The 15795-nt window shown below is 71.6% G+C and carries 14 protein-coding genes and 1 riboswitch; of the genes, 11 read left to right on the top strand and 3 right to left on the bottom strand.

Annotated features, from left to right (window positions below; genetic code table 11):
- The first annotated feature begins 126 nt into the window (after positions 1-126).
- From HNR25_RS09575 to HNR25_RS09555, 5 genes are all read left to right on the top strand, one after another.
- A complete protein-coding gene (locus tag HNR25_RS09575; RefSeq protein ID WP_184634305.1) occupies positions 127-720 on the top strand; it encodes a TetR/AcrR family transcriptional regulator in 594 nt (197 codons plus the stop codon).
- Between the two features lie 99 nt (positions 721-819).
- Positions 820-1003: riboswitch (cobalamin riboswitch) on the top strand.
- 35 nt (positions 1004-1038) lie between these two features.
- Positions 1039-2079, top strand: a complete 1041-nt coding sequence (locus tag HNR25_RS09570) for an ABC transporter substrate-binding protein (RefSeq protein WP_184634304.1) — start codon at positions 1039-1041, stop codon at positions 2077-2079.
- Positions 2080-2189: 110 nt separating this feature from the next.
- Positions 2190-3161, top strand: coding sequence for a FecCD family ABC transporter permease (locus HNR25_RS09565; RefSeq protein WP_184634303.1), 972 nt, complete (start codon positions 2190-2192; stop codon positions 3159-3161).
- Complete coding sequence (locus tag HNR25_RS09560) at positions 3158-4213, top strand: FecCD family ABC transporter permease (protein WP_312862440.1); 1056 nt, start codon at positions 3158-3160, stop codon at positions 4211-4213. Before HNR25_RS09565 ends, HNR25_RS09560 begins: the two co-directional genes overlap by 4 nt.
- A complete protein-coding gene (locus HNR25_RS09555) occupies positions 4210-5013 on the top strand; it encodes an ABC transporter ATP-binding protein (RefSeq protein ID WP_184634302.1) in 804 nt (267 codons plus the stop codon). The genes HNR25_RS09560 and HNR25_RS09555 overlap by 4 nt, the downstream gene beginning before the upstream one ends.
- Before the next feature lie 143 nt (positions 5014-5156).
- Here HNR25_RS09555 and HNR25_RS09550 read toward each other — a convergent pair whose 3' ends face one another.
- The 3 genes from HNR25_RS09550 to HNR25_RS09540 form a co-directional block, all read right to left on the bottom strand.
- Positions 5157-5738 carry a class I SAM-dependent methyltransferase gene (locus tag HNR25_RS09550; protein ID WP_184639058.1) on the bottom strand — a complete coding sequence of 194 codons (582 nt, stop codon included), beginning with the start codon at positions 5736-5738 and terminating at the stop codon, positions 5157-5159.
- A gap of 64 nt (positions 5739-5802) precedes the next feature.
- Entirely contained in the window at positions 5803-6777 is a 975-nt protein-coding gene (locus HNR25_RS09545) for an arsenic resistance protein (RefSeq protein WP_184634301.1), read from the bottom strand.
- Positions 6778-7064: 287 nt separating this feature from the next.
- Positions 7065-7658, bottom strand: a complete 594-nt coding sequence (locus HNR25_RS09540; RefSeq protein WP_184634300.1) for a Pycsar system effector family protein — start codon at positions 7656-7658, stop codon at positions 7065-7067.
- Positions 7659-7835: 177 nt separating this feature from the next.
- On the opposite strand from HNR25_RS09540, the gene HNR25_RS09535 reads away from it, so the two are divergent.
- The 6 genes from HNR25_RS09535 to HNR25_RS09510 all read left to right on the top strand — a co-directional run bounded on the left by HNR25_RS09535 (position 7836) and on the right by HNR25_RS09510 (position 15772).
- Positions 7836-8612: a Crp/Fnr family transcriptional regulator gene (locus HNR25_RS09535; protein ID WP_312862439.1), complete on the top strand. Its 777-nt coding sequence runs from the start codon at positions 7836-7838 to the stop codon at positions 8610-8612.
- A gap of 169 nt (positions 8613-8781) precedes the next feature.
- Entirely contained in the window at positions 8782-9585 is an 804-nt protein-coding gene (locus tag HNR25_RS09530; RefSeq protein ID WP_184634298.1) for a nucleotidyl cyclase domain-containing protein, read from the top strand.
- Positions 9582-11786, top strand: coding sequence for a hypothetical protein (locus HNR25_RS09525; protein WP_184634297.1), 2205 nt, complete (start codon positions 9582-9584; stop codon positions 11784-11786). The genes HNR25_RS09530 and HNR25_RS09525 overlap by 4 nt, the downstream gene beginning before the upstream one ends.
- Positions 11787-11875: 89 nt before the next feature.
- Positions 11876-13000, top strand: a complete 1125-nt coding sequence (locus HNR25_RS09520; protein ID WP_184634296.1) for a hypothetical protein — start codon at positions 11876-11878, stop codon at positions 12998-13000.
- 718 nt (positions 13001-13718) lie between these two features.
- The gene (locus tag HNR25_RS09515) at positions 13719-14501 is read left to right on the top strand and encodes a protein phosphatase 2C domain-containing protein (RefSeq protein ID WP_184634295.1); all 783 of its coding nucleotides are present in this window, start codon (positions 13719-13721) and stop codon (positions 14499-14501) included.
- Between the two features lie 206 nt (positions 14502-14707).
- Entirely contained in the window at positions 14708-15772 is a 1065-nt protein-coding gene (locus HNR25_RS09510; protein WP_184634294.1) for a phosphotransferase, read from the top strand.
- The last annotated feature ends 23 nt before the right edge of the window (positions 15773-15795 follow it).

Raw genomic sequence — 15795 nt, 5'->3', positions numbered from 1 at the left:
GGGGGCCACGCGCCGCTTGGCGGATGCGCTCCTGCTCTGCCATCATGAACAAGCGGAACGCTGTTCCGGAAAACTATACGGAACACTGTTCCGTTTGGCAAGGCGGTCGGTTGCGAGAGGGGCGCTGTGAACGACGACGACACGGGAACGCGGCAGGCGGCCCGGGGCAAGCGGGCCGACGCCCGCCGCAACGAGGGCGCGCTGCTCGACGCGGCCGCCGCGGTCTTCGCCGCCTCGGGCGTCGAGGCGCCGGTACGGGACATCGCGGCCCGGGCCGGCGTCGGGACGGGCACGATCTACCGCCACTTCCCCACGCGGGCCGACCTGATCATCGCCGTCTACCGGCACCAGGTCGAGGCGTGCGCCGAGGCCGGACCGGACCTGCTGGAGAACGGTCCGACCCCCTACGCCGCGCTGGGGCGATGGATCGATCTCTTCGTGGACTTCCTCGTCACCAAGCACGGTCTCGCCGCGGCGCTGCGCTCCGACAACACCGCGTTCGAGGAGCTGCACACCTATTTCCTGGACCGCCTCCTGCCCGTGTGCGCCCGGCTCCTCGCCGCCGCGGCCGAAGCCGGGGAGATCCGCTCCGACATCGGCGCCTACGAGCTCATGCGCGGGGTCGGCAACATCTGCATCAGCGCGGAGGAGGACTCCCGCTACGACGCGCGCCGCGTGGTCGAGCTCCTCATCGCGGGGCTGCGCCGGCCGGATCGGTGAGCGGCCGGGGCAGCCGCCCCGTCCCCGATGGGAAAAGCCGCCGATTCCCGCAGGCAGCAGCGGGGCGCCCCGGATCCGGGAGGCGCGGGTACGGCGTGCTAGCGTCGAAAAAGCCGTGGTGAACGGGAATCCGGTGGGAAACCGGATGCGGCCCTCGCCACTGTGATCGGGAGCGCTGTGTCGTTCGTTCGGCGAACGAGCCACTGGGGTCCGAGCCCCGGGAAGGCATGATGCGGCGCGTTTCCCCGTCAGCCAGGAGACCGGCCACGGCACCGCACGACCCGATTCCACGAGGACCTGGAAATGGCGGTCTCGCCCATGACCCGTGTTTCAGCACGTCCGCTCCGCGCCGCGGGCGCCTTCGCCGGCGCCCTCCTGCTCGCCGGCTGCGGCGCACCCGCCCCCGAACAGCCGGCGGGAGAAGACGCCACCACCCGCACCAACTGCGGTATCGACGTCGCCGTGGACGCGCCGCCCGAGCGCGTCTACGCCGCATACCAGCCCGGCATCGAGGTCGCCCACGCCCTCGGCCTCAGCGACCGCCTGGTGGGAACCGCGTTCCTGGACGCCCAGGTGCTGGACGAATACGCCGACGAGCAGGCCGCGACCGACTACGTGCCCACCCTCCCGAGCAGGGAAGGGCTGCTGGAGACCGAACCCGGCTTCGTGATCTCCGGATTCAACGGCTTCTTCGCCGAGAACGGCTCCGACCGCTCGGTCGGTACCCGCGCCGGCCTGCGCGAGCTCGGCGTGCAGAGCTGGATCCTGAGCCCGCTGTGCCCCAGCGAGGACGGCCTCACCGACCGGGCGATCGACCCGGCGTCCGTCACGGTCGACAGCGTCTACCGGGACCTGCGCGACCTCGGCGCCCTGTTCGGCGCCGAGGACGACGCCGAACAGGTGATCAGCGACATGCGGGAGCGCATCGCCGCCGTGCAGGAGCAGGTCGAAGGAGCTCCGCAACCGTCCGTGGCGATCGTGTCCCCCGGCGACGACGGCGGCTACCGCGTGGCGGGCGGGATCGACTTCAGCACCCGGATCATCGAACACGCGGGCGGCGCGAACGCCTTCGCCGACCTGACCGAGAAGCGCAACATCGAGGTCGGCGCGGAGGAGATCGTCGCACGCGACCCCGACGTCATCCTCACCAGCGCCTGCTGCGACGCCGGGATGACCGAGCAGGACGCCGAGAGCGACGTCGACGCGATCACCGCGGATCCCGCGCTGGAGGGCGTCACGGCCGTCGCCGACGACGAGGTCCACCCGTTCCTGTTCGCCGACCGGTCGGCCGGGGTCCGGGCGGCCCACAGCATCGAGCTCGTGGCCTCCCGCATCCACCCGGACCTGGTCGAACGTTGACCGCGGCCGGTGCGACCGCCCCTCCCACGACCGCAGGCACGACCGGCAGCCTTCCGCGAACCGCGCCCGGCGCAGGCCTGCTCCCCGGAGGAGCGTCGAAGACGGCCGGCATGGCGCTGGCCGCCCTCCTGCTGGCGGCCGCGTGCGCCGCGTCGATCCTCACAGGCAACTACGCCGTCTCCGCGGCCGACGCCGTCTCGGCCCTGACCGCACCCTCCGGCGGCGAAACCGACCGGATCGTGTGGCACGTACGCGTGCCGAGGACCGCCACCGGGCTGCTCGCCGGAATCGGGCTCGGCGTCGCGGGCGCCCTCATGCAGGGGCTGACCCGCAACCCGCTGGCGGGACCGGGGATCCTCGGCGTCAACGCCGGCGCCGCGTTCGCCGTCGTGGTCGCCATGGCCGTGCTGAACGTCAGCGCCCTCACCGGCTACCTGTGGTTCTCCTTCGCGGGAGCCGCACTGGCGGCGGTCTTCGTCTACGCCCTCGGTTCGCTCGGCACCGCCGGCGCGACACCGGTGAAGCTCGCGCTGGCCGGCGCGGCGCTCAGCGCCATGGTCGGTTCCGCGACCACCGCCCTCACCCTCCTCGACCCCTCGGCCCTCGACGACTTCCGGTTCTGGACCGTCGGTTCGCTCACCCGCGCCGACACCGCCGACCTCGCCACCGTCGCGCCCGCGACACTGGCCGGCCTCTGCCTGGCGGCGGCCGTCGGCCGCGACCTCAACGCGGTCGCCCTCGGCGAGGACATGGCCCGCAGCCTCGGCACCCGGCTGGTGGCGACGCGGGTTCTGGCCGCCCTCGCCGTCGTGCTGCTGGCGGGATCCGCCACGGCGATCGCCGGGCCGGTCGCCTTCGTCGGCCTCGTCGTGCCCCACATCGCGCGGGCGTTCACCGGCCCCGACCACCGCTGGATCATGCCGTGGTGCGTGCTGCTGGCACCGGCCCTCCTACTGGCGGCCGACGTGCTGGGCAGGGTGCTGATCCGGCCCGAACAGCTGCAGGTGGGCATCGTCACCGGACTGATCGGCGCCCCCTTCTTCATCCACCTGGTCCGCAAGCGGAAGGTGGCGCAGCTGTGATCGCCGGAGACCGCGACGCGTTCCTCCTGCGCAGCCCGCGGGCCGCCGTCGTGTTCCGGCTCGGGCGCCGGTCGACGGCACTGGCGGCGGCCGCCTGGCTGCTCGCCTGCGGCGCGGCCCTGCTGTCGCTGACCCTGGGCCAGTACGACATCGGGGCCACCGGCGTGCTGCGGGTCCTGGGCGGGGGCGGCACCCTCATCGAATACGACGTCGTCGTGGGAAACCGGCTGCCGCGCGCGCTCACCGGTCTCGGCGTGGGGGCGGCCTTCGCGCTGTCCGGAGCGATCCTGCAGCGCATCGCCGCCAACCCCCTGGTCAGCCCGGACGTGATCGGCGTGAACTCCGGAGCGGCCTTCGGGGCCCTGACCGTGCTGACCGTGTTCGGCGGCACGGGCCTGCACACCGCGGCGGGCGCGCTCGCCGGAGCGGCGGCGACCGCCGCCGCGATCTTCACGCTGTCGGCCAAGCGGGGCGTGAGCGGGTACCGGCTCGTGCTGGTCGGTATCGGGGTCGCGGCGATGCTGACCTCGGCCGTGTCCTTCCTGCTCACCCGGGCGGACTACCACAGCATGCAGGCCGCGGCCGCGTGGCTGACCGGAAGCCTCGCCAACCGCGGCGGCCTGCACGTCGCGATCATCGCCGCCACCCTCGCGGTCGCCGTTCCCGTACTGGTCGTACTGGCGCGCCAGGTGCGGCTGCTCGAACTCGGCGACGACCTGGCCATGACGCTGTCCGGGCGCGCGGGCGGCAGCAGACTCGCCCTGGTCGCCGTCGCCGTGGTGCTGGCCGCGATGGCGACCGCGGCAGCGGGCCCCATCGGGTTCGTCGCGCTCGTGGCGCCGCAGATCGTCCGCAGGATGCTGCCCGGCCGCGGACCCGTCCTCGCCGCCACGGCGGCGCTCGGCGCCCTGCTCGTGGTCGCCGCCGACCTCGCCGCCCGGACGCTGTTCACCCCGGCGGAGCTGCCCGTCGGAGTGATGACCGGCGTTCTGGGAGCACCGGTGCTGCTGTACCTCCTCGCCCGCGCCAACCGGATCGGACACACAGGATGACCCGCCCGCCGACCGAAGAGACCACGCTGACCGCCGCCGACCTCAGCCTCGGCTACCGCGGGGCCCCCGTCGTCGACCGGGTCTCGGTGACACTGCCGCCCGGGCAGGTCACGGTAGTCGTCGGGCCGAACGGCTGCGGGAAGTCGACCCTGCTGCGCGGGTTCGCCCGGCTGCTGAAACCGCGCGGCGGCGCCGTGCTGCTGGCCGGCTCCGACATCTCCCGGATGCCCGCCGCCGACCTCGCCCGCCGGCTCGGGCTGCTCCCGCAGCAGCCCGTGGCCCCGGACGGCATCACGGCCGCCGACCTCGTCGCGCGGGGACGCCACCCGCACCAGCGGTGGTTCCGCCAGTTCAGCGACGCCGACGCCGCGGCGATCTCCGCGGCGATGGCCGCGACCGGCGTGACCGAGCTCGCCGACCGGCCGATCGACGAACTCTCCGGAGGCCAGCGGCAACGGGTGTGGATCGCGCTGGCGCTCGCCCAAGACCCCGGCGTGCTGCTCCTCGACGAACCGACGACCTACCTGGACCTGGCGCACCAGATCGAGGTGCTGGAGCTGCTCACCGACGCGGACACGCGGTCCGGCCGCACCGTCGTGCTCGTGCTGCACGACCTCGACCTCGCCGGACGCTACGCCGACCACCTCGTCGTCATGAAGGACGGCGGGATCGTCGCGCAGGGACCGCCCGCCGAGGTCGTCACCGCCGAGACCGTGGAGGAGGTGTTCTCGCTGCCGTGCGCGGTGATGAGCGATCCGCTCACCGGGACGCCGATCGTGCTGCCCCGGCCCCGCCGGTAGTGCGGCCGCGAGCCGCGAGCCGCGAGCCGCGGGTCGACGGCCGCTCGGCGGCGCACCGGACCCGTTCACCGCCCGGGCCGGAACCGGTACCCGCCGCCGCTGCCGGGGTGACCGGCTGACCGGTCCCGGAACCGCACGCCGGATCACGCGCCGGTGCGGCGGAACCGGTACCACTTCGGCGCGGTCCGGTTCATCGGCCACCCCAGGCCGGCGGTGTCGGCGTCCTCGACCGCGAGCAGGTCCCACCCCGGGAACGCGGCTTCGATCTCCGCCTGCGCGACGCCTTCGACGAGCCGCCGGTAGGGCGACGGCCCGAAGGCGAGCATCAGCAGGAGGGCTCCCGGCTCGGCGAGCGCCGTCACACTCCGGCCCGCCGCAGCCCGCTGATCCGTGTCCAGGCCCTGGAAGCAGCCGATGTCGAGGAAGAGGCCGAATTCGCCCAGCCCCGCCGATTCCAGGTCGGTCGCGTCGGCCACGACGTAGGAGACGTCCGCCGGGCCCGTGCGCCGGGCGGCGTCGATCGCCGCCGGCACGGCGTCGACGCCCACCGTCTCCCACCCGCGCCGGGCCGGTTCGGCGGTGAACTGCCCGCGACCGCAGCCGATGTCCAGCGCCCGCCCGGGCGCGGCCGGGAGCTGTTCCCGTTCGCGGTCGAGCAGTGCTCCGAGCCGGGGCCGGGCCACAGCGCCGTAGCGCTCCCAGGGGGTGACGCCGAGCCGGTACATCCAGGTGTAGTTCGCCACGGTTCCACGGTAAGCGGGAGCGCCGACACCGGCCCGCCGCCCCCGTTCACCGGGCGGGAAGCAGCAGCGGAACCGCCCGGACGTAGACCACCATGCCGATCACCTCGACCAGGGTCTGGGTGAGGACCACCAGGGCCGCGACGGCAAGCGTGTCCGGCAGAGCCAGGGCGAGCGGAAGGACGACCAGGGAGTTGCGCGTCGCCCCGGTGAAGACGATCGCCCGGCCTGCGGGGGCGTCCAGGCCGAACAGGCGGACGACGGCGAGCCCCATGAACGCCATCACGACCAGGAACAGCACGTAGAACGGCACTACGCGGGCCGCAGCGGCGAGACCGCCGCCCAGTTCGGGCACTTGGGAGGCGACCACGGTCAGCAGGGTGGCCGCCATCAGCGGAACCGCCGTCGTGCCCGCTGCGGCGGTGAACGCGCGTCCCGCCGGCCGGCGGGACGCCCAGGCCTGGGTGAGCCAGGCCAGGGCGAGAGGGGCGGCGATCAGGACCGCGAACGCTTCGACGAACGGGCCGGCTTCGACCGCCTCGGCCAGGTCCGGGCCCAGGAACAGCCAGAGGAATCCGGGCAGCAGGACCATCTGCGCGACGAGCAGCACGGGCGTCGCCGCGAGCAGCCGCCGGCTGCTGCCGCCGGCCAGCCCGCTGAAGACGATCACGTAATCCACGCAGGGGGTGAGCAGCACCAGCAGCACGCCCAGCCGGACCGCCCGGTCAGCGGGCAGGAACGCGAACATCGCCGCGACCACCAGCGGGACCGCGACGAAGTTCACGACCAGCGCTGCGGCCAGGAACCGGCCCGACCGCAGGGAACGGGCCAGGTCGGCCGCGGGCACCTGCAGGAACGTCACATACAGCAGGACCGCCAGCACCGGGGTGATGGCGTGCTCCGCCCCGGTGCCGGCGGCGGGGGCGGCCCGGCCGATGACGGCCCCCGCCGCCAGCGCCCCCACATAGACGGCCACCTGGTGGCGCTCCAGCTTCGCGACCAGGCCCTGGTGCTCCTGCGGCAACTCGCGGCTCCCTGCGTCCTGGCTCCGCCGGTCCGGCGGGCAGCGTGCCCCACCATCCTGCCCGCAGGCGGATCGGGGCGCGTTTCGACCGCACGCTTCTCCCGCGTGCTCGGCGACGGCCCAGCGGTTCGTGCTGGGCAGGTCGGGCAGGAGACCACACGATCGCGATGATCGACGGTGGCCGCTTGCGTGCGTACAGCGGGTATCGCTGCCAAGATCACGATCTACGGCTGGAGTACGCGTAGAAGGTAGTCGCCCTCACGTCCGGCGAGCGCGCTACCGAGCTGTCACCGCAGAGCACTCCACAGGAGGAACAGCACCCCCGCCGCGGCGAAGAAGCGCAACGCGAGCCGCAGGCTCCGATGCTTCGCCTCGGCCACTCCCGCGAGATAGATGGCCTGCACCCACGCCTCATGCCGCGAATTCGTGCTGCCCAACCGGCTCAGCTCCATCGGGTCCATTGCGTTCAGCCACGGCCAGGAATAGCGTGAACGGTAGCGGGGAGTAGATATGCGCGGCGATACCGTTTTCACGGTGAGTGCGATCGCGATCACCAAGAATGCCGCGAGAATGATCAGCAGCCATCCCGACAGGGATTCGCGAACTGAGGCCGCGTCGAGTACCGGGACACCCGACTTCGCCGCCTCCGCCGCCACACCGGTGGCGAGAACGGAGAGGGCGGCGCCCAGAAGGCCAGCCTTGGTATCGGCGCTGCGTATCCATTGTCCTGTCTGGTCGATAGCGAAGAGGGCGTCCTCGCCCGGAGGCCCCACGCCGGGACGCTCGGTCGCCGGGGTGACGGGGCCTCCGCCTTTGACCGCGAGTCTGCGCGCGGACATGTGCCGGCGCTTCATCCGTCCCCGAATAGATCCCGTCGTCATGCCTCTGCCGTCCTTGTCCAACGCGGTGGTGTTGCTGTGGGGCACTGCTGTTGCGGAAGTCCGAAATCTGTACTCGCGATCCGATGCCGGCCGCGGAGTTGTGCGCTTCTGCTGCGAAGATCGAACCGCGCCCTCTACAGTGACGTGCGACGCCGTTCGTCGGCTCCGGCATCCGTGATGTTCCCAGCGAGCGCACTGCTGAATCCACCACCGTCCGAATTGCGCGGAGTCCGCGCGTCTGCAATTGGAGGGATCCTGATGGACTTGCAATATCCGGAGAGCGCTTTTTCGGGCCTTGGATCTGCGGATTTCTCAGCGGATCAGATCGGGGCCCTGCGGAAGACGGGGGCGCACAAGAGGTGGCGGCGCGGCGACGTGCTCCTCTGCGAGGGAGGGGCCCCCGACTGCGTGATCATGATCGAAGAAGGCCAGATCAAAGCCACGGTCCATGCCTCTAACGGCTATACCAGCCTGCTGGCCGTGCGCGGACCGGGCGAACTGGTCGGCGAGATGGCCTGCCTGGACGGCCGCCCTCGCTCCGCCACCGTCACCGCGTCCACCGCCGGGCTGGGTACCGTCATCTCGGCCGACCGCTTCCTGGCTCTTCTCCAGGGCAATGCCGGGCTCGCCATGGCAGTCCTGCGCAGCGTCGGCGCGAGACTGCGGCACTCCGACACCCATCGCGCCGGCAACGGCGCCCACACCGCGCGCACGCGTATCGCCAGCGTGCTCGCCGATCTCGCTCACCGATACGGCGTCCCTGCACTCGACGCGGGCCCCCGCGCCCGCCGGGTACAAGTCACCCAGCAGGATCTCGCCGGTGCCTCGGGCACATCGCGCGAATCCGTGGTGCGCGCGCTCAAGGAGCTGGAACGCGCCGGGCTCGTATCGCGCAACCGCGGAGTCCTGCTCGTGCAGAATCCCACACGGTTGAACGGATGGCCGAGCGGCTGAACAGGGGCGGGCTCTCCCTTTTCCGGCGAAGCGGGAACTATCAACGTCCGACTGCGTCATATGACGCATACGCGGCGAGCAGTTCCGGTTAATCGTGGATGCTGCCGCCGGTGCCCGTGTGAGAAGCGCGGCGGCACATCGGATACGGACAGGGAAAGAGGAACGAAAAATGCCGGCGCGTACGAGATCCAGCTACTACGTGATCATGGTCGCCGACATAGAGGGGTTCGGCCGGCGGCCCGACCCGCTCCAGTACTGGCTGCGGGAGAGAATGTACGGCATCGCCGACGCTGCGATGGCCGCGTCAGGGATCGACTTCAGCGGCTCACCCACGCCCACCGACCGCGGCGACGGTGCCTTCTGGCTGTTCCCCGGAACGGTGCCCAAGGTGGAGCTGACAGCGAACTTCATGCGGTGTCTGCGGGCCGAGTTGCGCGCGTACAAGCAGGTCAGCAGCGCCGATGCCGAACTTCGGTTGCGAATAGCACTGCATTCGGGAGAGGTGGCGCGCGACCGCCAGAGCTGGGTGGGCACCGATCTCAACACCGCGTGCCGCCTGGTCGACATCGCCCCCCTCAAGTCCTGCCTCCAACAGTGCCGCCCCGCCGCTGACCTCGTGCTCGCCGTGTCGCAGGCTTGGCATTCCAGCGTGCTCCGGCACAACCACCCCGACATCTCCGATGACTTCCTGCAGGTCCCGTTCACGGCCAAGGAGGTCCGGCAGAACGCGTGGATCACGGTTCCCGGGCACCCCCTGCCGCCCGGAACCGTCGCCGGTGCCCCCGACACTGCTCCCTCGCCGGACGCGGACGGCGGTACGGAGCCGGACGAGAACAGCGGGGAAGGCGGCGACGAGTCCTGGCCGGACCTTCCGCAGGCCAATACCGGCCGCTTCGCCGGCGCGCGGATCTCGGCCGAGCGCGTCTACGGCGGCGACCACAACGAGGGCACAGGCGGGAGGGCGAGCCGATGAGCGACGACACGCCCTCGGCCGATCCGGATGCGCCGCCCGGTGAGCCTTCGGGGCCCTATGAGGCCGACGGCGCGCGGGAGGAAGGCGGAGCCGAGGGGGACGACGAGCGTGGTCTCGGCGATTTCCGGCGCGATCTGTCCGCCCTCGCCGCCCGGCCAGGAAGCACGAACGAGCGGATCAGCGCTGAGAAGAGTGCGCGCGCGGAGTTGTCGACGTTCGCCGGCGCCGGAGTGCGCTCCGAACGGGCCTACGGGGGCGACCACTTCGAGTTCCGGGTCGAACCCGACGGCACCCGCGTTCGAATGTACCGGCTCTTCGGCGACGAACTTGAGGAGGTCCGCTCGGCGTTCGCGGCGCCGCTCGGCTTCGACGAACTGACCGCTGCGGCGGCGAGCGCGTCGGTCGCGCTTTTGACCGGACCTGAAGGGGCGGGAAAGTACGCAGCCGCGCGGGCGCTTCTGGTCGGCGCCGGCCATCCGGAGCTCTACCGGCTGGCCCCCGACACCGATCTGGCCGGGTTCGTCGAGGACGATGTCGTTCCCGGAGCCGGTTACCTCCTCGTTGATGCACCGCGGACGCTGGTCGAAACGCTGGGCGCCTTCGAGGTGCAGCGACTGGAGCGCCTGCTCGCACCGGTCGGTTGCCGTCTGATCATCACCTTCCCAGCAGGCGTGCGGCCGAACGACCCGGATACGCACCGGCAGGTACGGGAGATCGGCGACCCCCCGTCGCCGGACGCCGTCCTCACCGCCCACCTGACCTGGCGCGTCGGGGCGGTGCGCACAGCCGAGTTCGGGGCCGTGGACGATGTCGCCTCGCTGATCCCCGGCCGGTCCCCGACCGAATCGCCTCTGGTGCGGGCGGCTGACGCGGCGCGGATGCTGGCCGAGACCACCGGGTCGGCCGACGAGGCGGTCAAGCGGGTCGCAGACCGGCTCGCCCTGAACGACGTCCACAGCTTCCACCGCTGGTTCGAAGAACTCGGCGATATCGACACCCAGTGCCTGGCGGTCTCCGTCGCCGTGTTCGGCGGCGAGCCCCATGAGTCGGTCGCCGCGCTCGGCCGCGCCCTCCAACGGCGGCTCCAACCTCCGCAAAGCCCGGACAACCTGGAGATGCCGCGGTCCTCGCCCCTCGCGGCCACCGGCGAGAAGCGGCTCGCTCGCCTGCACGCGGCCCGCTTCGCGGAAGAGGTTTCGGCGCGCTACGGCGGCGTTCCGGGACGGGTGGTGCGCTACCTGGATCCCGGAGTACCCCGGCGGGTCCTGGAGCAGGTATGGGCCGAGTACGACCAGGCACAGGCCGAGCTGCCCGCGTGGCTGCGGCAGTGCGCGCGCAACGAGCTGCCGAGCGTGCGGGTGCGTGCCGCCGTCGCGGTCGGCGTTCTCGCCGAGGCGGCGTTCGACACCGTGCGGACAACGGTGCTGCAACAGTGGGCAGCCGACACGGACCCGCGCCTGCGCGACGCTGCGGCAACGGCACTGAGCACCGCGGTCCGGCAGCCGTGCCTCGATCAAGCGGTGCGCGACCTGGTGCGCGGCTGGGCCGCCGAGCAGGGGTCAACCGCCCTGTGCGCCACGGCCGCGCGTGCGTGGACGGTCCTTCTCGACGACGGTGCCGAGGGCGACGAGCCGGCGCTTCGCCTGCTCGACCAGCTCGCCGACGTCGACGGGACCCAGGTCGTCGAGGCGATCTGCTTGAGCATCGCCGAATGTCTTGCCATGGCAGGAGACAGCCGACACAGGCAGGCGTTCGCCCTGATGCGCAACTGGACCGCCGCCCGCGAACCCCGGCGGCGTGTGCTGGGGGAGCTCGCCTTCCTCTACGCCGCTGCCGACCTGCGTGAGGAGCGGCGGGGGGACGAGCAGGACGGTGCGCCGCACTCGTGGCCCGCGCTCCTGGCGATGAGTGCTCGCGATCCGGTCCGCCAACGGGAGATCGCGGCGCTGTGGGAGACGGTGCTCAACTCCTCCGGATCCTATGAGACCGCCTATGGGGTCCTCGGTGAATGGGCGCGCGCCGCGGACCCCGATCCCGCTGCCCGGCGGGCCTTCGCCCGGCTGTTGGAGCGGGTGTCCGCGCGGCCGCGCGCGCGGCGGATCGTGCTGTTCCTGGCGGACCGCTGGACACGGTCCGGCGAAGCGGCGGCACCGCGGTCGGCCGCCGAAATACGTGCCCTTCTGAATGGGAAAACGCGATGACTGATAGCAACCACAATGCACTGTTCGAGGGTCCCGCCGAAGTCCGCTTCATGGCACTCGGTGTCCCGGCCCGACCCGGGCGCGCCCTCGTGTACACGACCGATGACGGCACCCCCGTCGTTCTCGACCGCAAGCCGGGGCCGATCCACGGCATGTCCTACACCTATCGATACGACGTCGACGTCACTGCGCACCGCATTCAGTGGACCGGTGCCTCGCCCAGCGCGACGCGCGGCTTCGAGTTTCAGCTTCGGGCGTCTCTCACCTGGCGCGTCAGCGACCCGTGCGCGGTCGTCAAGAACAGGATCGCGACGGTGGGCGAGGCAGACGCCCAGGTCCGGGACTGGGCGAGCGAGCGCGTCAGGCCGCTCACCCGGCGCTTCGCGATCGAGCACGCCGGCGAGGCCGAGGAGCACGCCGGTTCCGTGCTCTCGGCCGGTCCGGTGAGGCTCGACTCCGGACTCACGGTGGTCGCCTCCGTCGCCGGCTTGTGGCTGGATCCCGCCGCCCAGGCCCACCTCCGCACGCAGAAGGAGATGGAGTGGGCCGCCACGCAGGCGCAGACGCAGCACGACCACACCGTCATGGAGACGCAACGCGGACAGGAGGTCAGCCGGATGCAGGAAGAATACGCGGCCGATCTTCGCGATCAGCGGATCGAGGCGCTGAAGCAGGCGGCTCAGGGCGACGCCGGCCTGCTGCTGTGGTTCCTGGCCGAGCATCCCGACCAGCTTGGCGCCGCTCTGACGGGTATCGCTCAGCGTGAGGATATGGCGGCGGACAAGAAGCTCAAGTTCATGGAGCAGTTGATCGACAAGGATTTCGCCCAACCCGCCGATATCGACCAGATCTTCTCCTTCCTCGGCAGGCAGTTGACGGTTTTCCCCGGAGGGCAGCTGCCGGGATCGTCCTCGGCGGCGTCCATCGATCCGGCGACTATGCCCGGCGCCACCGCAACCGGGGCCGCAGACGGTACGTACGACGACGGGGACCAGTCCGCCGCCGTGGACACTCCGGTCTCCGGCGCCGATTCCCCGGAGCCGCAGGGGGCGGCGGGCGCGGCTCCGACGGGCGGCGGCAGCGGCACCGGCGGCCCCCCGAACGGGCAGGCAGCGTCCCCGGGCGACGCGGACAGCGCCGCAGGCGGGGGTGTCGTGGCGTGGAAGGCGGTCGACGATCGCGATCGTACCCACGCGGACGGCACCCATGGCTGACGCGAACCGGTGGTCCGATCCGGCCGGTAGGTCTCACGAGCGTCGCGCCGGCGTCCGAGCGCACTCGGGGAATCCGGGATGGGCAGGTAGCGGACGCAGGCGCGCACCGCGGTTGACGAGAACGGGCGCAGTCGTCGCTGTCGCGCTGCTGCTCCCGGTAGTCGGCGGACTCGCCTTGACGACAGGGAACGGCATGACCGCGGGACTGGTCGCCGGGTTCGGAGTATCCATTCTCCCAGCGGCGCTGTTCTTCTCGGTATGGCCCGACCAGCGATCCCGGAGGACGCTCGGACCGATCGGACAGCTCGGTCCGGGACGTGTGGGGCCTGACATGGGGGTGCGCCGGGACTCTCGGGACGAGCGGATCGCGGAGCAGGAGCGCTTCTTCCCCGCAGACCCACGAGGAGGCCCGGGACGGCCGGTTGCGCGGCCGTGGTCGCCCGGGTCCTCTGAGACCGCGGCGCACCGCGACGCCGAACGCGCCCCGGCCCTCCCCGCTCCACGGCTGCGCCGATCGGATGAGAGCGCCGACCGGCGCGGCCCCGAGGGGCGGGACCGGGAGCCCGAACCCGCCCCGGGGATCTGGCCCGGTCGGCCGAAGGCGACGGCCGACCGGAACGGCGGTTCTGCACGCGGGCCCGAGCATTTGAGCTTCGGCCGGGGAACCGAGCTCGCCGCCAAACCGTGGCGCTTGCCGGAGCGCCCGGCCCATCCCGCGATGGTCGCCGACCAGGCGAGGATCGGCGATCTCGAAGTGCGGGCGGCCTCGGTGGTCGGTACCTGGCACCGGACTCCCGATCCTGCGCAGCCGCGGCAGGACGACTTCCGGATCGGGCACGACTCGTCGTACCGCCACCTGATCGTCGCCGTCGCGGACGGGATGTCCGACAGCCGCCACTCCGACCTCGCCGCGACCGTGACCTGCGCCGCGCTCGTCAACGAGCTGCGTAACCAGCTCGACGGTGGCCTGGGTTTGGCCGAGCTGGACGCCGTCAGCGCCTTCACCGGTGCCGCGAGCCATGTTGCGCAAACCGCCCACCAGCGCGGTTGGCACCACAACGACGTGCGCGCGGTCGCGATCGCCGCTGTGGTGCCAACCGGAACCACCTCCCCTGGAGGCTCACGGGAGGCGTGGCTCGCACGGGTCGGTGACGCGACCGCCTGGCGGCGGCATCCGGCGGGATGGGAACCGCTAACCGGGATCAGCGGCGGAAGCGGGCTGCGGACCGGCGGTTTGGAGTGCTTCTTGCCCTTTACTCCCGAGGCCGCTGCAGCGTCGTCCGTCTCCCTGGTCGCCGGGGACGTGCTGGCGATCACCACCGACGGTTTCAGTGACGCCATCGCAGGGTTGCCGGATGCCGAGACTCGGTTCGCGGAGTTGTGGAGGTCACCGGTGACGGCACCGGAATTGTTGCGGCACATCGATTTCGAGGCGCGGCAGCACCACGATGACCGCACGGCCGCGGTCGTCTGGTGCCCGGTGGGCGGGGAGTGCGGATGAGGACGTGGACGGACAGTCCGTTCGCACAGCGCGTCAGTCTGTCGGCGGTCGGTGCCCGCGGCAGGGAGGTCGGTACCGCCGGGGGTGAATCGAAGTCGGTCTCTGAGCTCCCGGAACGTCCGGGGTGGCTTGCCAAGATCTACCGACATCCGCAGTCCAGTGAGGAGGACACGCGTCTCCGCCGCCTCATCGCCCTTCCGGAATCGATGGACGAGAGCGACCGGGAGATCGTTGACGCCTCCATCGCCTGGCCCGTGTCCCGGATCGAGGATGCCGGCCACACGGTCGGCGTCGTGACGGCCAAGGCCCCGGAGCACTTCTACGCGGATTTCGCGCAGAAGGGACGCGAGGGTGAGCCGCGCCGCACATCACGTCATGAACTGCGGATCGACCACCTTGCGCAGTCCGACGACTGGCTGGAGCGCAAAGGAGTCGCCCGGCCCACCGCCGCGTCGCGCAGCAGGATCGCACAGTCCTTCTTGGAAATCGGTGCCATGCTCGCGCGCCACGGCGTCGTTTACGGCGATTGGTCTTACAGCAACGCCATGTGGGACGGGGAGCAGGGCAGGGTCTACCTGATCGACATGGACTCCTGCGGGCTGGGCGACCGTGCTTGGATCGAGTCGCCCGGCTGGGAGGATCGGCTGTTCCCGCACCCGAAGCGGTTGACGCGGGCCGCCGACGACTACCGCTTGACGCTGCTCGCCCTGCGAGCCCTCACCGGTGAGCGGGACGCTTCCCAGGCGCTGGAGGCTCTGCCGACGGCGCTGCGGCGAGGGGAGTTCGGTCGACAGGCGCGAGCCATGCTTGACGCCGATACGGATGCGGCACGGCCCGGAATCGGCGCTGTCAGCGCCGCCTTAGCAGCTTCCGAGTCCCGGCTGGAACCGTCCCGGCCCGTAGGAAGCGGAGTCGTGGGATATCGCAGGGTGCGCCGCGTCGGCGGCCGCAGCGTACCCGCACCGGCGAAACGGATGCCGGATTCCTCCACCGAGACGAGGACGCGTCCGGGGACGTTCCGCCGGTCTGATCGGGCGACCGATGGTACGGATCGGCACCGGAACGCGGGAGCGAGAACGACGACAGAGCCGTTGTCGCCGGTTCGCCGCGGCGGCGTGGAACGGGCTCGGGGAACAGGAACCGTACGACGGTCCGCCCGTGTCCCGGCTGCCGTCGTAGGCCGCAGGCAGCGGAGGCGTCCGATACTTGCGAGCGGTCTTCTTGTGGCGACCGTGGCCGCCCTTCTGATGGCGGTGCTCGCCTTTCTGTGATCCGGCAGTGCACGACCATGTTC

The organism is Streptomonospora salina (genome assembly GCF_014204715.1).
In the GTDB taxonomy this organism is placed as follows: domain Bacteria; phylum Actinomycetota; class Actinomycetes; order Streptosporangiales; family Streptosporangiaceae; genus Streptomonospora; species Streptomonospora salina.
The sequence above is the reverse complement of the archived record's forward strand: the minus strand, read 5'-3'. Positions and strand labels throughout refer to the sequence as shown.